The following is a 19,014-nucleotide window of genomic DNA, read 5'->3' on the forward strand; positions in this document are numbered from 1 at the left end:
TCATCACTTAAGGATTTTTTGTGCATTTGCAGGTAAAGCGCAAAAGCATCTTTGAGATATTGTAATCTTAAAGATGAAGTTTCAGATTTTGAATAATTGAGCAAAAGCTAAAAAGCTTGTTGTGGGCTATCACAAAAGCACAATGAGAGAGTGCAGAGAAAAGTAAAAATTATCTTTTTCATTTAATCTTAAACATCTTTAAGTGTCTGAAGCAAAGATTTAAGCTGTTTAAAATGATGAGCATATTGCTCTTTATAAGTTGTAATAATTGCAGATTGCTTTTCACAAAGTGCTTTTTCCTCTCGCTCAAAATGCCACAACGCTTTTTTATGCAGTGGTTGCGTTAAAAGATTTTCTTGTAAAAGGTTGAAGTGAAAGCCAAGATTGAGCTCATCGCGGATATTTTCAAGTGTGGGATTAAAAAGTGGCAAAGTATCTGGTGTTTTGGTGTATTTTTCTAAGGCTTCTTGGATTTTTAAACTTAGTGTATTGAGGCAAAGATTTATTGCTAGTGGGTAATTGAGTGTTAAGATTTTTGCAACGAGCATTAATTGGGCGTTAAGATTCTCACAATGCTCACGCATAAGGTTATCATATGTTCCCATTATCTCATTAAGTGTTTTTTGCAAAAGTGAGTTTTGCAAAGTAGGAATAAATGTTTCATACCATTGTATGATATTGTCATTCAAATTCCCTATATGTGTGTTTAGCAGAGCATTAAATTGTTCTCCTATGGCAGTTATATCAAAACCAAGTTTAGTAAATTGCCTTGCAAATGTAGAATCTGTATTACATAAACTAAGATTTAATCGCTCTCTAGGAAGTGTTGTGATGTCTTTTATTTGTATATTTTGTGTTTTTATACCAAATTTTTTATCAGCACGCACAAACTCTTTGGGAGTTTTTTCAAGTGCGTTGTAAATGTGTTGAGTAAGTGATTCAAGTTGGGATTCTAAAGTATGAAAAAGTGTAGGGAATGATTTGTAAAATGCACTTTGAGGGTATTGCTCTGTGAAGTGCTTAGTAGAATCTGCAAGGAGCGTCTCACACTTAGCAAAGCGTAAATGCGCGTGAAAACTTAAACGAGCATATCTAAGCACGAGAGTGCGCAGTTGCGTAATAATCGTGCGTTTTTTAGATTCTTGAGCTAATGGAGCGATGTGCGTATGGAGAAAATCAAGCACAAAATCTATGTGAGAATCTGCTCTCATATGCTCACTTTGCTCTTTTGGAGCATCATAAGAAAGCAGTGCATTTTTAGCAGATATGGCAATAATTTCCTCAAAAAGTCCATTGAATGCTTTCTTGGCATATTCAAGGCTTATGTTGATTTCCTCTTGATTTTTAAGCCTATCTTTTTGATTGAGGACACAGAGGCTTTTGCTTGCGTAACGTTTAATGTGGGAGAGGATAATTTCTTTTTCGCTGTGTTTGCCAACATTATCAATGAGGGTGAGCCAAATGATGCCATCAACGCTTTCTAATATAGAATTTGTAGTATCTGTATCGCTTTGATTTTGCGAGTTAAAGCCAGGTGTATCAAGAAAACTTATTTTTTTAAGGAGTTCTAATGGCGCATAAAGCTTGTAAAAGGCGATTTTGGCATTTTGGACTTCACTTACTTCGTTGAGGTATGAGAGTGTTTTTGTGGCAGTATTGCCATTTTTGTAGTGAATCTCAAGTGCATAATCTTGTCCATAGACAATATGGCATATTTTTGCAGTTATGGGAGTGATACCACTAGGCAGGATATTTTTGCCCAAAAGTGCATTTAAAAATGTGGATTTTCCGCTACTAAATTGCCCGATAATAGCCACTTTCATTGGTTCTTGAATGCTTTGAGTGAGAGATTGTAATGTATGCGTAGCACGAGAATCTAGCGGGGCAATTTGACTGAGCGCATAATGGGTTTTATCAATGAGAGCATAGAGAGGATTCCCTCCTTGCAAAAGCTGATTTTTTGCGCTGATATATTCGTTAATAAAGTCTTCTAGCAGATTTTCACTTATTTGTTCCATTATTGTTTCTTACACCCTTTCATCTCATTATTGCAAACTATGCAAACCTTGCATAAGTTCATTTATAATGCCTGTAAGCTGTTCTCGTTTGGCGTAAAGAGCATCTTTAAGTGCTTGAGTATCTCCACTTTCTCGCTTGGCTAAAGCAGCGTTGAGACTTTCTTGTTTATAAGCGATTTGCATTTGAATATGGTTTTTAGCACATTGAGTAATCTCGTGAAAATGTGCTAAAAACAGAGCTGCAATGTCTTTGTTTTTATTTTGAATAATCTCACTAAAGGAGCTAAACATATCTGTAAAAAGTTTATCAAGTGCGTTGCTAAGTTTATTTTGACTAGATTTATTAAAAGAGCGCACAAGCGAAGGAAGTGCAGAAAGTAACTCTTGAGTAATCGCACTTATTTGTGCGTTTTTGAGTTGGAAATGAATATGTGGAGGCGGAGAATCTAGCTCCTCTGAGAGTGTTACAGCGCTTTTAAGTTGAGCAATTTTCTTGCCTAATTTATATTTATACTCTCTCCCCACATCAGCGAAACAATCTTTAAGCCCTAGCTCTATCATTTTGTGCAGTGCATTTGTATCAGGTTTTGCTCCACGTGTATAATCATAAATAATATCATTAAATACCTTATCCTTGATGAGCATAGAAGCTTTACTAAGAGTATTTGCACTAAAAAGCTCAAGAGATTTAAGAAATTCACTTAGCTCATTATGGAGGGCACTAAGATGCTCTTCAAGCTCATAGAGTTCGCGCATAAGGGCATCATTATGTGCTTTATCTTGAGCAATAAGCTCCTCTAACTCCTCGCCATTTGCATTTAACAAAGAAGATTCTAAATTGATAATCTCTTCTGTATCTTGGGCAACTTTAAGTGTGGCTTTGTAGGCGAGATAAAGCATATCTTTTGCCTTAAGGCTATCTTCACCAAGAAGCATTTTTTGTAAATAAGATTCTATCTTAAGGATACCGCATTGTTCTAAAGTGAGAGAGAGGTTGCTTGTATCTGCATTTGTGCGATAAAGCAGTGCAGCATATCCCGCAAGTGGAATAAAATCAATACGATTGATAATAGATTCAATATCGCCTTTGTAATGTGCTTTTTTGAGTTGGGCAATGAGGCTTGATTTGGTGTATTCAAGCGAAGAATCAAGCTCTTGTGGTGTAAGCAAATCTATGCGTGTAAGCACTACAAGTAGGCGCGAGATGTTTTGTTCAAGCAGGGATTCTAAAATAAAATCAATGTCTACTTGCGTTGCTGCACAGCTTGCATTCATCACGTGGATAAGCACATCACAATGTTGAATATAAGAGCGAGTGATTTCTTCACGTTTTGTGATTGGGTCATCAAGTCCGGGTGTATCAACAATCTCTACACCATTTTTTAGAAATGACAATGGTGTAAAAAGCTCTACTTCTTGGATAAGATTGCAAAATTTACTTTGATGATTTGCCGAAGTATAAATGCTTAATTCGTGTGTTTGAATGTCTTTTGTTGTATGTGGCTGGGTAATAAATGTGTCTAATTGTGTGCCAAAATGAGCCTGACTTTCTTCTATAAAGGCTTTAAGATTTGTATCATACGCGCTTTGCTCACATAAATCAGCCCATTGTTCTTTGCTCCAAAAATGCACTCTTGCTCCCGCAGATTCTCCATAGCGCAAAATGGTAAGGTTGGCAGTTTCTGGCACACTTGAGCTTCCTAAAATTTCTTGAGATAAAAGTGCATTTAAAAATGTGGATTTCCCTGCACTTAACACTCCTGTAATACCGATAGAAAAATGTTGATTCTCTAATTTTTCCATTATGTGCGTAAGTGAGTTTTTAAGAGTTTCTTGAGGAAGCAGAGGTGAAAGGTTGTTGTGAAGCAAAGCAAGGGCACTATGAAGAGATTTAAGACTTCGTATTTCTTTTGTAGCTCCTTTTTGTGATGTTTTTTGAGAATAAAAAGTATTTTTAAGCGAAGCAAACAAATCAAGTTCAAAATCATCAATGATATGTGCAAGATTAAGCTGAATAAAAAATGGCAAAAGCTCCTCAAAGAAATGTGGATTATATTCTATGATAGTTGCTTGAAGGGTAAATACATCTTTTAAAAGCGCGCTAAGAATCATAGATTTATCTTCATTTGAAGCATAAGCATCTAATTGAGAATTTATTTGTGATATGTGCAAAGATTCTAAAATTTTTATAAAACTTTGGCATTGCATAAATAACGCAATATTGCGCTCATTAGTGCAAAGTAGAATGCTCAAAGCCTGTGGAGAAAGCGTATTAAAAATAGAATCTTGTATTTTTTCCATAGGAAGCGGTGGTTGCGCACTATGGAAAGTCTCAAAAAAATGCTGCAAAATTGGCATATTAAGATGTCCCCATTTATTTATTTGTAGAGCGTAATTTTACATCAAAATACCAAAAGTAAAATAAATTAATAATTATCACTCAAAATGCCGTAAAAATTTTACAAAAAAGCACATTTTATGTAAGGAAAGATATATAAAATTTGATAAAATCCGACTTTTGTTATTTTATCGTAATTGGAGTTTATGTGGGATTTTTGAGAAAAGCATTAATGTTTTATATTGATGGTTTTAAGAATCTAAAACTTGGTAAAGTGCTTTGGAAGATTATTGTTATCAAACTTTTAGTTATTTTTGCTGTGCTTAAGGTATTTGTTTATGATAAAACTCTCTCTCATATAGGCGATGATGAACAAAAAAGTCATTTTGTATTAGAGAATCTCACTTCGTATTAAACCAATTAGATTTTAAGGAAATATTATGGATATGGTAAATGAATTATCAAGCGTGAATTGGGCAAGAGCGCAGTTTGCTCTTACAGCGTTATATCACTTTTTGTTTGTGCCTTTGACTTTGGGACTTTCTTTTATTATCGCGATTATGGAGAGCATTTATGTCAAAAGTGGCAATCCACAATGGCGCAAAATTACACGTTTTTGGCTCACACTTTTTGCGATTAATTTTGCTATTGGCGTGGCAACAGGCATTATTATGGAATTTGAGTTTGGCACAAATTGGGCAAATTATTCTTGGTTCGTAGGCGATATTTTCGGTGCTCCTTTGGCAGTTGAGGGCATTATGGCATTCTTCTTGGAAGCTACATTTTTTGCTGTAATGTTTTTTGGCTGGAATAAGGTTTCTAAGGGATTCCATTTGTTATCTACTTGGCTTGTTGCGATTGGAAGCAATTTATCGGCATTTTGGATTCTCGTAGCAAATGGTTGGATGCAATATCCCATAGGCACGATTTTTAATCCCGATACGGCGCGCAATGAGATGAGTAATTTTTGGGAGGTTGCCCTCTCACCTGTGGCAATATCAAAATTTCTCCACACAGCAGCAAGTGGGTATGTCATTTCTGCTCTTTTTGTTATGGGGATTTCTGCCTTATATCTCCTTAATGGGCGATTTCGTATTGAGGCGAAAAAAAGCTTGGTTGTGGGAGCTAGTTTTGGGCTTATAACTTCAATATTTTTGTTTTTCAGTGGTGATGAGAGTGCTTATCGTGTAACACAACATCAACCGATGAAGCTTGCCGCAATGGAGGGAATCTATGATGGCGAACATCGTGCAGGAATAACTGCATTTGGCATTCTTAATCCAAACAAAAAGCCCGGCGATGACAAAGAAGTATTTTTATTTGATATTACCATTCCCTATGCACTCTCTATTTTGGGTAATCGTAGCCCTGATAGTTTTGTTCCGGGCATTAACGATTTGCTTTATGGCAATAAAGAAAAAGACATAGTAGGTATAGATTCTAAAATCCATAGTGGCAAAATCGCCCTACAAGCACTCAAAGACTACAAAGAAGCAAAGGTGCAAAATGATAATGTGCGTATGAATCTTGCTCGCGGGATTTTAGAATCTCATATGCCAAATTTTGGCTATGGTTATTTATCACAGCCTGAAGAAGCAATACCACCTATTGCCTTGACATTTTATAGTTTTCATTTAATGGTGGCGTTGGGTAGCGTATTTTTTGTGCTTTTTATCATTGTATTGTATTTGGCAATGGCAAACAATATAGAGAGATTCCCTAAGATTCTATGGCTATGTGTGATTGCTATACCTTTTGGTTATATTGCCGCAGAGGCAGGGTGGATAGTTGCTGAAGTAGGAAGGCAGCCTTGGGCAATACAGGACTTACTTCCTGTTGGTGTTGCAGCCACTAAGCTTTCAAGTGTAAATATACAAATTTCATTTTTTCTTTTTTCTTTTCTCTTTACATTATTGCTCTGTGCCGAAATTGGCATTATGGTGAGTAGCATTAGAAAGGGTTTTGAAGAAGAACGCAAAATCGTTTTTCTAGAAAGTGTAAAAGGGGGTAAATAATGTTTTTTGGACTTGATTTGGACGAATTGCAAATATATTGGTGGGTTATTGTCAGTTTGCTTGGAGGGCTACTTGTGTTTATGTTTTTTGTGCAGGGTGGGCAAAGCCTCATTTGCGTGGTTGCCAAAGATGAGCTGGAAAAAACAATGCTTATTAACTCGCTTGGGCGCAAATGGGAATTAGGATTTACTACTTTGGTGCTTTTTGGTGGAGCTTGTTTTGCCGCATTTCCTTTATTTTATAGCACGAGTTTTGGCGGGGCATATTGGGTATGGCTCACTATTTTATTTTGTTTTATTATCCAAGCTGTGAGCTATGAATATCGCAAAAAAGAAGGGAATTTGTTAGGTTCAAAGGTGTATGAGGCGTTTTTGTGGATTAATGGCGTATTTGGTGTATTTTTGATTGGTGTGGCTATTAGCACATTTTTTAGTGGCTCTCATTTTGTGCTTGATGAACATAATTTTGTTGAATGGAGTATGGTAAGTCGGGGATTAGAGGCATTGCTTGAGCCTGCAAACTATTTGCTTGGTTTGGCATTAGTGTTTTTAAGTCAGATTCTAGGGGCGAGCTATTTTTTAAACAACATTGATGATATGCAGATAGCTAAACGCGCAAGAAAAGTCATTTTACTCTCAAGTGTGGCATTTTTGCCTTGTGTGCTTGGATTTTTAATGTGGATTTGCTCTAAAGAGGGTTTTTATGTGGATTCAAAGGGTGTAACATTGCAACCTTATGTGTATTTGCATAATTTCCTTTCTATGCCTTATTTAATTGTGGGATTATGCGTTGGTGTGGGTTTGGTGCTATGGGGAATATATCTTAATGTTTTTGCACAGAGTAAAAAGGGTATTTTCCCGCTTGGTATGGGCAGTGTAATTGTGGTAATGGCAGTATTTTTAAATGTGGGTTTGGGACAGAGTGCATTTTATCCCTCAATCGCTGATTTGCAAAGCTCTCTTCATATAAAAAATGCCTCCTCAAGCTATTATACGCTTTCTGTGATGAGTTATGTGTCTTTGCTTGTGCCTTTTGTGTTGGCATATATTGTGTATGTATGGCGTGCAATGGATAGAGTAAAGATTACTCGAGACGAGATGCAAGCAGATTCTCATACTTATTGAAAACAAAGGAGATAATATGCTTACTTCAATTTTTATGCTTATTTTGTGGATTGGCATTATATATGTGTGCTATAAATTTATTGTGTTTAATATCACACATTTAGAGAATCAAGAATCCACATAAATATCTTACAATATGAGCTTATAAGTAATAGTAAATATTGTTAAAAGCCCTGTTATAAAGACAAAAGCATCAAGAGCTGGGTTTTTGAATTGTTTCATCTTAGATACGCTATAAATAGCAATGATAGGCATAAGAAAAAGGATAGCTGCAATAATCGGACCTCCTAAATCCTCAATAAATCCTAAAACGCTTGGATTGATATAGGCAGTAATAAGCATAATAACATACATTACAAATGTGCATATTGCTGCAATAAGTTTGAGATTTGGCTCTTTGTTTCCCGCAATTTTGCAACATTTCCTTACAATGCCATATGCACCCTCACGTGCACCAAAATAATGCCCAAAAAATGAACTAGAAATTGCCAAAAATGCAATCAAAGGACCACCATAGGAAATCAATGGATTATCAAGTTTATTGGCAAAATATGAGAGCACGGGGATATTTTGTGCTCTAGCTTCTATAAGCTCTTGTGGTGTAAGAGAGAGTACACAAGAGATGACAAAAAACATTACAAAGACAAGAAGCATAATTGAAGTGCGCAAAAGTATAGAATCTGATTTTATGATAGCATCTGCTCCATATTCGCGCTTAGCACTTAGCGCAAAGGTAGAAATAGCCGGAGAGTGATTAAAAGAAAATACAAGCACGGGAAGTGTAAGCCATACAATTATCAAAAAATCTTCTATATCGGGTACAAATGTAATGCTTTCAAGATTCCATTGGGGAATAAGATAGAGTGAAAATATAAATAAAATAGCACAAAGAGGATATACAAGCCATTGGCACACTTTTATGATAAGTTTTTCACTAAAAAGCATAATAAGCATAAAAGCACTTACCAAGATAAAAACAAGCCCAGCTCGCCAAAATGGTTGCAAAGTAGCATAATTTTCAGATTTAAGTTTAAGGAGTGCTCCAGATTCGCTTTGGTGGAGAAAACTATATGGGTCGTAATAAATGTCTTGTATAAATCCAGCTAAAGTCCCAAGTGGAGCAACTGCCGGGTGATTTTCATTGACAAGTGGGAGAATCTGATGATAAATAAAACTTTCAAATGTGTTTGTAATGCCTACGCAATATGCGAGACAAATAGGAAAAATTGCAAAAAAATAGAGAATTGAGATAAATATACTTACATTGCGACCAAAATATTCTTCAGCGGCGTATGTAATATCTTTATCATTACCATTTGCTTGACATACAAAACGACTAAGTGCGCGATGGCTAAGATAAACCATAGGAAATATAATAAAACACATTGCTATTACAGGCCAGATTCCCCCTCCACCTGCTTTAATTGGCAGATATAAAATCCCAGCACCCACAGCTGTTCCAAAAAGAGAAATTATCCAGCTTGTATCAAAGTTATTCCATTTGTTCATTCGGTATCCTTTTAAGACAATGATATTTTTAGTTTCATTATAGCTTTTTAGAATCTTTTTTTATCAATCTACGCAATGAAACATAGAATTTCATCCATTCATTGAGTTCCATAAGCGGGTGTCCGCCCCATTTGGTATGTGGAGGGAGATTTTTACCTACTGCTCCGCGTCCAGCGACTTGCACAAAATCACCAATATGAATATGTCCTCCTGTGCCAGCTTGTCCGCCCATTATGACATTACGCCCGGTAGTAGTTGAGCCAGCAAGCCCTACTTGTGAGACAAGGAGAGTATGCTCTCCAACCACGCAGTTATGCCCTATTTGCACAAGATTGTCAATTTTTGCCCCTTGCTTTATAAGCGTTTGCCCAAATACAGCCCTATCAATAGTATTATTTGCACCAATTTCCACATCATCTTCTATAACAACGCGCCCATTATGTTCAATTTTAATATGTTTTCCTTCTGCTGTATGCGCATAGCCAAAGCCATCACAGCCTATTATGCTTCCTGCGTGGATATTTACACGATTACCAATAATACTATCGCGATAAATGACGACATTAGGATAAATTTTACAATGCTCCCCAATGCTGACATTATCGCCAATAACGACATTTGGCATAATTATGCTATGCTCCCCAATGCTGACATTATCGCCAATAACGACATTTGCACCTATTTGAATATTATTTGCACGGGGATTTTGAGTGGTGAGCGTGAAACAAGGCGCAGCAAAAAGCTGTGAAAGCAAGGCAAAAGCAAGATGGGGATTCTCTACTACAAGAGGCTGAATATGCGAAGGAACTTTATCAAGCAAGTGAGGGCGGATAAAAACAGCACCCGCTTGAGAATCTGTAAGATTACTCAAGTATTTATCTTGGTCTATATAGCTTATTTGTGTGGGTGTGGCAGATTCTAAAGGGGCAATGCCATTTAATTCAAAATCGTTTTCTATGGTATTTTGTAGGCTAAGATAGCCTTTAAATGCGGTATCTATGGCAAGTGAAAGAAGCATACATATCCTTTGGCTAAAGATAAAATGTAATCATAACATAAACATTACAGAATCTAGGGCTGTAGCGGTGAAATTTAGCTAGATTCAAGGATTTGGTGTATAATGATGTATAAAGTAACGATGATATCATACAAAGGAGAGATTATGGCTGTTGTTTTACAAATTGGGGCAGGCGGTGTAGGGGGTGTTGTCTCGCACAAAATGGCGCAAAATCGCGAGGTGTTTTCACGCATTATTTTAGCTTCACGCACATTGAGTAAATGCAAGGCAATCGCAGATTCTATCCGCACTAAAGGCTTGGGTGAAATTGAGATTGATGAGGTAGATGCGGATAATGTGGAATCCCTTGTGGCTTTGATTAATAAATACCGCCCAAAGCTTGTGGTAAATGTCGCGCTTCCTTATCAGGATTTGGCGATTATGGAGGCGTGTTTGCGTACAAAGACGCATTATTTGGATACTGCAAACTATGAGCACCCCGATTCTGCGCATTTTGAGTATAAGGAGCAATGGGCGTATGACACGCGTTACAAAGAGGCTGGAATCTTTGCTTTGCTTGGCAGTGGCTTTGACCCGGGCGTTACAAATGTCTTTTGTGCGTATGCGCAGAAGCATTATTTTGATGAGATTCATAGCATTGATATTTTGGATTGCAACGCAGGAGACCACGGATACGCCTTTGCAACAAATTTTAATCCCGAGATAAACTTGCGTGAGGTAAGCTCCAAGGCGCGATTTTGGGTAAAAGATTCTCAAAGTCAATATGCACAAAACTTTGACCTCTCGCGTGATAGCATTTATCGCAAATTTGAGGCTAAGGAGAAGCATTTTAAATTGGAATCTAACACGCAGGATTTGAAAAATGAGCCATATTTTAATGGTGAGTGGCGCGATATTCCACCCCTTGCGCTAATGAAAGAGTGGGATTATCCCGAAGTGGGTGTGAAAAATAGCTATTTGCTTTATCACGAGGAGCTAGAATCGCTTGTGCGTAATATTAGGGGCTTAAAAAGAATCCGCTTTTTTATGACTTTTGGCGAGAGTTACCTCACGCATATGAAGTGCTTGGAGAATGTCGGGCTTTTGCGCGTGGATAGCATAGAGCATAAGGGGCAAAAAATCGTGCCAATAGAAGTGTTAAAGACACTTTTGCCCGACCCTGCAAGTCTAGCTTCACGCACAAAGGGCAAGACAAATATCGGTTGCTACATTAAGGGCGTGAAAGAGGGTAAGGAGCGCACGATTTATATTTATAATGTGTGTGAGCACGAGAAATGCTACGCGGAAGTGAATGCACAAGGTGTGAGCTATACCACAGGTGTGCCTGCGATGATTGGGGCGAAGTTAATCTGCGAGGGTAAATGGGGCGTAGGCGCAAATTCGGTTTGTAGCGACTTTTTGAGGAGTACATCGGACACTTCATTGCGGAGTATGTCTAATACACCTCATTCGCTTACCTCGCACAACCTCAAAAATTCATCTACAACCCTAGAATTTGCGGATTTAAAGGAATCTTACAATGCCGAGCGTTTGGAGGCAAACAAGGATATGCCAAAAGGTGGCGAGGCGCAAGGTGTGGATTCTAAAAGCGGTGCGGGTGTGTGGAATATGGAACAAAACAACCCTGACTTCTTTATGAGTGAGCTAAACAAGCAAGGGCTTCCTTATGTGGTGCTAGAAATAGAATCTAATGGAGAATCTAAAGTGCTAGAGGACGGGCGAGGGAGTTTATTTGAATTTAGATGTAGATAAGCTATAATACTTAAAATATATTGAAGGAGAAATGTATGATAAAAGATTTTGAGATTGAAAATTTTCGAGGGATACAAGCATTAAAGCTCGAAGGATTTTCAAATGTGAATATTTTTGTGGGCAAACCAAATACAGGGAAAACATCGATTTTGGAGGCTTTGTATTTGTATTTGTCGAAACACCCAGATGCAATAACCAATATCTTAGAATTTAGAAAAACTGTGGTTGATAAGGATTGCTTTCAAGGTTTTTTTTATGATTATGATTTAAACAATCAGATTATATTAACAAATGACGATGAAGAGTTAAAAATACATTGTCGTAATAATCACTATACAAATATTATGATTGATGGCTCACAGCAAAAAGATAAAGGGGTTAATGAAATGAGTCTTGAATACCATAAGTCCCAAAGCAAGAGAACAATGAGAATCTCAAAGACATTTCCAAATCCATTTCAAATTCATTTTCAAGCTAATTTAACCTCTTTTGAAAACAATCAAATTAATTCAGAAAAAGCTGATTTTGTTAATGAAAGCAATTCTTATGAAAACATTCTAAAAAGGAACTTGGAGACAATTTTATCAAACAAAACAAACAAAGAAGTATTAAATAAATGCCTTAAAAATTTTTCTAGCAATATTCAAGAAATTAGTTTTTTGGATAGCAGAGTTGTGATACAAAAGGAAAATTTAAATAATGTAATTAGCCTTAAATTAATGGGAGCAGGATTTCAAAAATATGTTGCAATTATATTATCGATTTTACAAAATAAGAAATATATATTTATTGATGAAATAGAAAATGGATTACATTTTGAGAGTATTGATTTGTTATTGGAAGCTATCTTAGAAGCCTCCAATAATGTTCAGTTTTTTATTACAACACACAATGAGGAACTTTTGAAATATTTGAGTGCATTACTTGAAAATAAAGACAAAGAAAGTGTTGCTGTTTTTAATGTATTCATAGATAAAGATTCTAATATACAGGCGGGTAGATATTCGCAGGAAGATTTTATTATTAATGTTAATTGCAATAGCGAGATAAGGGATTAGTATGCTCATTTTGGTAGAAGGAATAAGTGATAAAAGTTTTATAGAGGCATATTTGGAATCTTTATATTCATGTAAAACCACTGAAAATGCAATTGAAATCATTGCTACCAATGGAAAAGATAATTTAAAAAGTTTCAAATCAAAGATTAACAAAAATAAAACAAAAATTATTTTTGATGCAGATGCTGATATTAAAGGTTCTATGAGTAATATCGTAAAACAATTAAAGGATATGGATAACAATTTTTCTTATGCCAAACAATAAGGATAGTGGCAATTTAGAAACGTTATTAGAAAATGTAGCAAGAGAAAAATGTATCTTAAAATGCTTTGATAACTACAAGGAATGTATGCAAAAATTAAAAGATAACAATCAAAATATTTGCTTACCTGCCACAAAATCTAAAACTTATGCTTATTTTCATAGTTTTGGATTTAAAAATGGAATCAAGGATTTTAAAATTAATGGCGATATGATAGATTGCGAGAGCGAATATCTACAACCACTCAAAAACTTTTTATTAGACATAAAAGATTGAGGACAAGTAGAATGATAGATTACAAAAAAGCATTTTATTCTAAGCTAGAGGATTGTTATTTGGGCGTGAAAATCAAAGACTTTCATAAAGGCAACACCGCCAAGAGCGACTTTAGCAATCTACTTATTAATTGTGGATTAAAGTGTAATTAAGGGCAAAAATTATCTTATTACTTTGTAAGGTTGGAAAATCAAGGAGGTTAAAGCATAATGCAAGAAGAATTAATTAAAGAAGGGATTAAGCAAGGCTTGATTGCTTTTGATGAAAATAAAGAATATGTTACTTATACCTATCAAAGCAAAAAACGCAAATATACCAATCCCGAAGAGCAAGTGCAAACCTTGAGTTTTCTCAAACTCATACTTCACTATAATTATCCTGTTGAGCCTGTGAAAATGGGAAGTTCCACAAAAACCCGATATAAAATAGTTCGTTTTTTTGCTTTACACCCGTGCCACGCCGCTTTTTATCGCTGCATCTGCTACGGCATTTGAGACGACATCATCAAGTCTTTCATCAAAGGCAGAGGGGATAATATATTCTTTGCCAAAACTCATTTTTTTCTTTAAAAGTTTTTCAAGTTTTTCGGTGATTGGCTCACGTGCAAGATTAGCGATTGCATAAGCTGCGGCAAATTTCATTTCTTCGTTAATTTTGCTCGCACGCACTTTAAGTGCACCTTTAAAGATGTAGGGAAATCCAAGCACATTATTAATTTGATTGGGGAAATCACTGCGTCCTGTGGCGACTATTGCATCAGGACGTGCTTTTTTCACCTCATCGGGCATAATTTCTGGCGTAGGATTACTTAGTGCGAAAATGAGGGGAGATTCATTCATTCCTTTAATATCATCTCCGCTTAATAAATTGCCCTTTGATAGCCCAAGCATTACATCTGCGCCATTAAGCGCGTCTTTATATGAGGCATAGTTCTCTTGGCAGATAAACTCTTTTTTCAAATCATTTAAATCGGTTCTATTCGCACTAATTGCGCCTTTAGAATCAAACATTACAAGATTTTTCACGCCAAATGCTTTATACATTTTTGCACACGCCACAGCTGCAGCTCCCGCACCAAATACGACAACCTTAATATCCTTTGCTTTTTTATTCACAAGGTGCAAGGCGTTGATAATTCCCGCAGTAGAAATAATTGCTGTGCCGTGTTGGTCATCGTGCATTACAGGAATATCAAGCTCTTCAATGAGTCTTCGCTCAATCTCAAAGCATTCTGGAGCTTTAATATCTTCTAGGTTAATGCCACCAAATGTGGGCGAAATCGCCTTAACTACAGCGACAAATTTATCTACATCTTTTTCGTTAATCTCAATATCAAAGGCATCAACTCCTGCGAAAGTTTTAAACAAAATGGCTTTTCCCTCCATAACGGGCTTACTTGCCATAGCTCCAATATCGCCGAGTCCAAGCACTGCTGTGCCGTTGCTAATAACCGCGACAAGATTGCTTTTTGAAGTGTAATCATATGCGCTTAAAGGATTAGCCTCAATCTGCTTACAAGGCACAGCGACGCCGGGTGTATAGGCTAATCCTAGTTCATCAATAGAGCGTAATCTTTTGCGAGGCTGAATACCAACTTTGCCGCCAATGTGGTAAGGTAGAGCTTTGGGATAGGCTTTTTTAAGAGTTTGTAAATCCATTATATATCCTTAATTTTTATAGAAGATATGGTTATATACAGCGAAGTTTTAGCACTTTTTTGCAAATAAAACATAAAGATATTATTCTATGCCCCCAAATCGTCTCTGTCGTTGCAAAAATTCTTCAAGCATAGCATTAAGTTCATTTTTACCAAAGCTAGGAAATAAAGTAGGTGTGAAAAAAAGTTCGGCATAGCTTGCCTGCCAAAGCATAAAATTTGAGATACGTTTTTCGCCACCTGTTCGTATTAGCATATCTACATCGGGCAGCGTGGCTGTATCAAGGTTGGCATTAATCATAGAAATTATATCTTGACTTGTAAGCGATGCAAGAGTGTGCGGGGTGAGCGTATGAGCAAGTTTAATAAAAGTGCGCGCAATTTCATCGCGAGAGCCATAATTAAGAGCGAGAATTTGCGTGAGTTTTGTGTGGTTTTGCGTGGCGTGTTCAAGCTCTAAAATAGCATTTTTAAGGCGTGTGTTAAAAACGCTAATATCTCCAATGACCCGGAATCGGATATGATTTTTCATATACACTGGTTTTTCATCGTGCAAATATTTTTCTAAAAGCTTCATTAAAAAATCCACTTCAATTTTGGGGCGTTTCCAATTTTCAGTAGAAAACGCATAGAGCGTGAGATATGGAATCCCTTTTTCTGCACACCATTGCGTTATATCTCGGACAATTTTTGCACCTTCTTTGTGCCCTTGTGTGCGTTTTTTACCCTGTTTTTTTGCCCAACGTCCATTGCCGTCCATAATCACTGCAATATGCTGTGGATAAGAGGGCTTCATTGATTATCTTTTGTGTTTGGATTGGGCGATTGTGTTGGCGTAAAAGTAGGATTGAGTGGGCGAATACAACGTGCAGGATTCCCTGCATAATATCCACTTTGCGTAATGGAGCGTGTAATCACTGCTCCCGCACCGATGATTACGTCATCACAAATAGATACAGGCAAAATTGTCGCATTTGAACCGATACTCACGCGGTTTCCAATCCGTGTATGCTCCCACATTGTAGCATTTGGAGCGGGAGTGCCAAGTGAGAATCTATCATTAATAAACATCACGCCGTGCCCAATAAAACAATCTTCCCCAATCTGCACGAGAGAGCAGATAAAGCTATGAGATTGCACACGCGTGCGTTTGCCGATAAATACATCGCGTTGAATTTCACAAAATGGACCCACAAACACATCATCTTCAAGTGTGCAACCATAAAGATTACTTGGCTGCACTAATGTAACATTTTTCCCATAAGTGATATTTGTAAAGCTTGATTGAAGCACTTTCAGTTCTTGCATTTAGCCCCTTAATGCTTGGAGTTTAGATTGAAGCACTTTCAGTTCTTTTGCATAACTTTGAATCTGCCTGAAAGTTTCTTGTGCATTAGCACAAAAATCATCGGGGATAGCGAGTTGCTCTAAATCAGGTGGATTAATGCTACCAAGATTACGCTCATAAATCTTGCCAAGTGCTTTTTGCCCTTGCGTTGAGAAAAGGTAACAATAAAGTCCTATGGCAATTTCTGGGGTAGGAGAGCGCATAATGATAATGCCTGCATTTGCTACTACCTTATTATTTTTAAGCTTTGGGCTTAAAATAGTGAATTTAGGTGTCGTGCCACGAATAGATAGGGCAATGTCATAAGGTTTAAGCTGATATTTTTCAATCTTGCTTTTATCGCCTTTAAGTCGTTGGGTGGAAAGCTCATCAGAAAAGCCAAAATCCATAAAATCAGCAATGCCCAAATCAAAATAAGTAATTTTCTCATCTTTTGCACTTCCATATACGCGTTGCCCACGGAATACATTGATATTGAGTGTGCCTAGTAGCGTATGATTTTTTCTGCTAGATTGGGGTTCTTGGATATAACGCGCAACGCGCAAATCGTGTGGGTCAATTTCACTTAAAGGCGTGAGGGAGGAATATGTGCCAACATATTTATGTCTATAAATGTTAAGCAGCTCTTTAAGATTAACTAAGCGGTTATATTTGCCATCTTTATGATAAAAATGTGGTGCATTTGCATTAATGTGTAAAATTGCACGATTATTTGGAGAGAGCACGATAATTGAAAATTCGTGTGTTTGATGAGGAAAAATATTTTTTGGCAATTCAATAATAGATTCTATTAAGCCTTCTTCGCAAAGTTTTTCTCTTAGTCTGCCTTCAAGTGAGGATTTGAGTAGTGTTTGTGTGCGCAGGATAAATACACCTTTATCTTTAAGATGCGAGAGCGAATGAATTAAGAAAAGGAGCTCAGGATACGTTTTAATAAGTGCTTCATAAGTGGCAAATCGCTCGTCCTCTTTTAAAAATTGTGTGCCTATATGACTATCAAGTGGTGGATTACAGATGATTTTATCAAATTTTTGATTTTTAAATTGAGCATTTTTGAGAATATTATTTAAAATCAAATGTTGCGTATTTAAATCTAAAATCTTGCAAATAATTTTAGCGATCCGTGCTAAGCTTGATTCTAACTCTTCGCCATAAAGCTCAAAACTATGTGCATAATTAGCAATCGCAAAAAATAGGCTTCCTGTGCCATAGCACGGATTATATATGCTTTGAGATTCTTTAATATCAAGCAATCCTACAAGAAGCTCATTAATTTCAAGTGGGGTAGAGTAAGAAAACAGCTTATGCGTTGTCTTTTTTTGCGTGATAATATGCAAAAATTCCTCTATTGTATGATTTGAAGTATCATTTGCCATAATGACTTTGAGAATCTTCAATACATTAGAATGAGGGTTAAGCGGTATATAAAGCTCCTCTCCGAGCGCATCTTTTAACGCGTTTGTGCATTCTTCATAAATAGGCTTTCGTTTGGCAGCAAGAGCAATGAGGGATTGAATAAATGCAGGGGAATGCCGCTTAAGCCAAAACATCTCAAGCATAATAGCTATGGAATCAAGTATGTCTGTGTGATAACGTTTAATGTATTCAAAGCAGTTCAGCAATTCTTTAATTGCTTGGCTGTGTCCTTGCATAAATACTCCATATTATTAATGAATCAATTTTAAGCGCGCACTGCAAGTTTGGTAATGGCTTCTGCGTTAAGTTCGTCCATATGGCTTTTCATTACCTTAGAATACATATCTACAAGACGATTTGTTTCAATGAGGGAAGTCATCTCTTGCACGGCATTGACATTGCTTTTTTCTAAAAAGCCTTGCGCAATGATACCATTATTTTGCAAAATATCGCGTTCTTCCAAACGTTCCTCTGGATATTCATAAAAATTTTTACCGACTTTTTTAAGATAACGCGGATTCTCAAATCCCACTACGGCAAGTGCGCCAATATTGATTTGCTCCGCAATGGCGTCATTATTAATATTTCTTAAATAAAGATTACCGCTATTATCGCTCTCTAGGTGCATACCTGTGGGAACAGAAATACCCTCTCCCTCTTCTAGTCCATCGCGACTAAGCACAAGATGCCCTTCTTTACTCACAATATGTCCATCAGCGTCAATATGAAAATTTCCATCTCGTGTATAGCGGATTCCATCAGGGGTTTTTACAACAAAAAAAGCATTTTGATGTTGCAAGGCAAAATCAAGCGTATTATCTGTTTGTGCAAGACTTCCTATGCTTCTATCAGTATATTCTTCGCTAATAATTGGCACTCTATCCATTGTGCGATTGAGGAATTTAGCAGCTTTGCGTGTGTGGTCTTCTATGGGAAGTTGCTCTTTATGTGTTTCAAAAAGTCTTAGATAGTCGCCAATGACAACATCATCACGCTTAAAGCCTGTGGTATTGAGATTAGCAAGGTTATTTGAAATCAAATCAAGGCGGTTAAATTGCGTTACCATACCGCCCGTGGTATTATAATATCCACTTTGCATAAAGCCCCTTTGTGTAAATTTCTAAATGCTTATAAGCAAAAGATATTCCTTTTCTATTTTATTTTGATATAAATCAAAAATATAAAAAAACAATAGGCAAATTTTCGTTTTTTTTTTTTTTGT

The 19,014-nt window shown here is 36.6% G+C and carries 16 protein-coding genes and 1 pseudogene; 8 read left to right on the forward strand and 9 right to left on the reverse strand.

Features of this window, described 5'->3' with window-relative positions; translation table 11 throughout:
* Nucleotides 1-188 precede the first annotated feature (188 nt).
* Both LS66_RS01080 and LS66_RS01085 read right to left on the reverse strand, forming a co-directional pair.
* A complete protein-coding gene (locus tag LS66_RS01080; RefSeq protein WP_052057332.1) occupies nucleotides 189-2,018 on the reverse strand; it encodes a dynamin family protein in 1,830 nt (609 codons plus the stop codon).
* Between the two features lie 27 nt (nucleotides 2,019-2,045).
* Nucleotides 2,046-4,376, reverse strand: a complete 2,331-nt coding sequence (locus tag LS66_RS01085) for a dynamin family protein (protein ID WP_034365924.1) — start codon at nucleotides 4,374-4,376, stop codon at nucleotides 2,046-2,048.
* Nucleotides 4,377-4,564: 188 nt separating this feature from the next.
* Between LS66_RS01085 and LS66_RS01090 the strand changes: the two genes are divergently transcribed.
* Genes LS66_RS01090 through cydB form a run of 3 tightly spaced genes read left to right on the forward strand, consistent with a single transcriptional unit; the run spans nucleotide 4,565 to nucleotide 7,495 of the window.
* Nucleotides 4,565-4,771: a DUF4492 domain-containing protein gene (locus LS66_RS01090; protein WP_034365927.1), complete on the forward strand. Its 207-nt coding sequence runs from the start codon at nucleotides 4,565-4,567 to the stop codon at nucleotides 4,769-4,771.
* A 31-nt stretch (nucleotides 4,772-4,802) separates the two neighbouring features.
* On the forward strand, nucleotides 4,803-6,371 hold the full coding sequence (locus LS66_RS01095) for a cytochrome ubiquinol oxidase subunit I (protein WP_201273636.1): 1,569 nt from the start codon (nucleotides 4,803-4,805) through the stop codon (nucleotides 6,369-6,371).
* Nucleotides 6,371-7,495, forward strand: a complete 1,125-nt coding sequence (gene cydB / locus LS66_RS01100; protein ID WP_034365934.1) for a cytochrome d ubiquinol oxidase subunit II — start codon at nucleotides 6,371-6,373, stop codon at nucleotides 7,493-7,495. The genes LS66_RS01095 and cydB overlap by 1 nt, the downstream gene beginning before the upstream one ends.
* Before the next feature lie 129 nt (nucleotides 7,496-7,624).
* On the opposite strand, the gene LS66_RS01105 is transcribed toward cydB, so the two are convergent.
* Together LS66_RS01105 and lpxD are read right to left on the reverse strand one after the other, a co-directional pair.
* Entirely contained in the window at nucleotides 7,625-9,004 is a 1,380-nt protein-coding gene (locus LS66_RS01105) for a serine/threonine protein kinase (protein ID WP_034365937.1), read from the reverse strand.
* A 37-nt stretch (nucleotides 9,005-9,041) separates the two neighbouring features.
* Nucleotides 9,042-10,022: a UDP-3-O-(3-hydroxymyristoyl)glucosamine N-acyltransferase gene (lpxD, locus tag LS66_RS01110; RefSeq protein WP_034365939.1), complete on the reverse strand. Its 981-nt coding sequence runs from the start codon at nucleotides 10,020-10,022 to the stop codon at nucleotides 9,042-9,044.
* Nucleotides 10,023-10,166: 144 nt separating this feature from the next.
* On the opposite strand from lpxD, the gene LS66_RS01115 reads away from it, so the two are divergent.
* The 5 genes and pseudogenes from LS66_RS01115 to LS66_RS01130 all read left to right on the forward strand — a co-directional run bounded on the left by LS66_RS01115 (nucleotide 10,167) and on the right by LS66_RS01130 (nucleotide 13,865).
* Nucleotides 10,167-11,774 carry a saccharopine dehydrogenase family protein gene (locus tag LS66_RS01115; protein WP_034365941.1) on the forward strand — a complete coding sequence of 536 codons (1,608 nt, stop codon included), beginning with the start codon at nucleotides 10,167-10,169 and terminating at the stop codon, nucleotides 11,772-11,774.
* A gap of 35 nt (nucleotides 11,775-11,809) precedes the next feature.
* On the forward strand, nucleotides 11,810-12,832 hold the full coding sequence (locus LS66_RS01120; RefSeq protein ID WP_034365943.1) for an ATP/GTP-binding protein: 1,023 nt from the start codon (nucleotides 11,810-11,812) through the stop codon (nucleotides 12,830-12,832).
* Between the two features lies 1 nt (nucleotide 12,833).
* Nucleotides 12,834-13,371: pseudogene (locus LS66_RS10440) on the forward strand (DUF3226 domain-containing protein).
* A gap of 11 nt (nucleotides 13,372-13,382) precedes the next feature.
* On the forward strand, nucleotides 13,383-13,523 hold the full coding sequence (locus LS66_RS10040) for a hypothetical protein (RefSeq protein WP_161594725.1): 141 nt from the start codon (nucleotides 13,383-13,385) through the stop codon (nucleotides 13,521-13,523).
* Nucleotides 13,524-13,580: 57 nt separating this feature from the next.
* Entirely contained in the window at nucleotides 13,581-13,865 is a 285-nt protein-coding gene (locus LS66_RS01130) for a hypothetical protein (RefSeq protein WP_034365945.1), read from the forward strand.
* Here the strand turns inward: LS66_RS01130 and LS66_RS01135 are convergent.
* From LS66_RS01135 to LS66_RS01155, 5 genes are all read right to left on the reverse strand, one after another.
* On the reverse strand, nucleotides 13,815-15,029 hold the full coding sequence (locus tag LS66_RS01135; protein WP_011115934.1) for a malic enzyme-like NAD(P)-binding protein: 1,215 nt from the start codon (nucleotides 15,027-15,029) through the stop codon (nucleotides 13,815-13,817). The genes LS66_RS01130 and LS66_RS01135 overlap by 51 nt on opposite strands.
* Before the next feature lie 81 nt (nucleotides 15,030-15,110).
* Nucleotides 15,111-15,824, reverse strand: coding sequence for a di-trans,poly-cis-decaprenylcistransferase (locus tag LS66_RS01140; protein ID WP_034365948.1), 714 nt, complete (start codon nucleotides 15,822-15,824; stop codon nucleotides 15,111-15,113).
* Complete coding sequence (locus tag LS66_RS01145) at nucleotides 15,821-16,336, reverse strand: acyltransferase (RefSeq protein WP_201273634.1); 516 nt, start codon at nucleotides 16,334-16,336, stop codon at nucleotides 15,821-15,823. The genes LS66_RS01140 and LS66_RS01145 overlap by 4 nt, the downstream gene beginning before the upstream one ends.
* Nucleotides 16,337-18,028, reverse strand: a complete 1,692-nt coding sequence (locus LS66_RS01150) for an N-6 DNA methylase (RefSeq protein ID WP_034365951.1) — start codon at nucleotides 18,026-18,028, stop codon at nucleotides 16,337-16,339.
* Between the two features lie 29 nt (nucleotides 18,029-18,057).
* Nucleotides 18,058-18,891 carry a flagellar hook-basal body protein gene (locus LS66_RS01155; protein ID WP_011115930.1) on the reverse strand — a complete coding sequence of 278 codons (834 nt, stop codon included), beginning with the start codon at nucleotides 18,889-18,891 and terminating at the stop codon, nucleotides 18,058-18,060.
* Between the last annotated feature and the right edge of the window lie 123 nt (nucleotides 18,892-19,014).

Source organism: Helicobacter sp. MIT 03-1614 (genome assembly GCF_000762925.2).
Lineage (GTDB): Bacteria > Campylobacterota > Campylobacteria > Campylobacterales > Helicobacteraceae > Helicobacter_C > Helicobacter_C hepaticus.

Excerpts from the sequence above, each read along its gene's own strand:
- LS66_RS01150 (WP_034365951.1), bottom strand. The coding sequence starts at position 18,028 with ATGCAAGGACACAGCCAAGCAATTAAAGAATTGCTGAACTGCTTTGAA.
- LS66_RS01085 (WP_034365924.1), bottom strand. The coding sequence starts at position 4,376 with ATGCCAATTTTGCAGCATTTTTTTGAGACTTTCCATAGTGCGCAACCA.
- LS66_RS01145 (WP_201273634.1), bottom strand. The coding sequence starts at position 16,336 with ATGCAAGAACTGAAAGTGCTTCAATCAAGCTTTACAAATATCACTTAT.
- LS66_RS01105 (WP_034365937.1), bottom strand. The coding sequence starts at position 9,004 with ATGAACAAATGGAATAACTTTGATACAAGCTGGATAATTTCTCTTTTT.
- LS66_RS10040 (WP_161594725.1), top strand. The coding sequence starts at position 13,383 with ATGATAGATTACAAAAAAGCATTTTATTCTAAGCTAGAGGATTGTTAT.
- LS66_RS01120 (WP_034365943.1), top strand. The coding sequence starts at position 11,810 with ATGATAAAAGATTTTGAGATTGAAAATTTTCGAGGGATACAAGCATTA.
- LS66_RS01155 (WP_011115930.1), bottom strand. The coding sequence starts at position 18,891 with ATGCAAAGTGGATATTATAATACCACGGGCGGTATGGTAACGCAATTT.
- LS66_RS01135 (WP_011115934.1), bottom strand. The coding sequence starts at position 15,029 with ATGGATTTACAAACTCTTAAAAAAGCCTATCCCAAAGCTCTACCTTAC.
- LS66_RS01095 (WP_201273636.1), top strand. The coding sequence starts at position 4,803 with ATGGTAAATGAATTATCAAGCGTGAATTGGGCAAGAGCGCAGTTTGCT.
- lpxD (WP_034365939.1), bottom strand. The coding sequence starts at position 10,022 with ATGCTTCTTTCACTTGCCATAGATACCGCATTTAAAGGCTATCTTAGC.
- cydB (WP_034365934.1), top strand. The coding sequence starts at position 6,371 with ATGTTTTTTGGACTTGATTTGGACGAATTGCAAATATATTGGTGGGTT.
- LS66_RS01115 (WP_034365941.1), top strand. The coding sequence starts at position 10,167 with ATGGCTGTTGTTTTACAAATTGGGGCAGGCGGTGTAGGGGGTGTTGTC.
- LS66_RS01130 (WP_034365945.1), top strand. The coding sequence starts at position 13,581 with ATGCAAGAAGAATTAATTAAAGAAGGGATTAAGCAAGGCTTGATTGCT.
- LS66_RS01140 (WP_034365948.1), bottom strand. The coding sequence starts at position 15,824 with ATGAAGCCCTCTTATCCACAGCATATTGCAGTGATTATGGACGGCAAT.
- LS66_RS01080 (WP_052057332.1), bottom strand. The coding sequence starts at position 2,018 with ATGGAACAAATAAGTGAAAATCTGCTAGAAGACTTTATTAACGAATAT.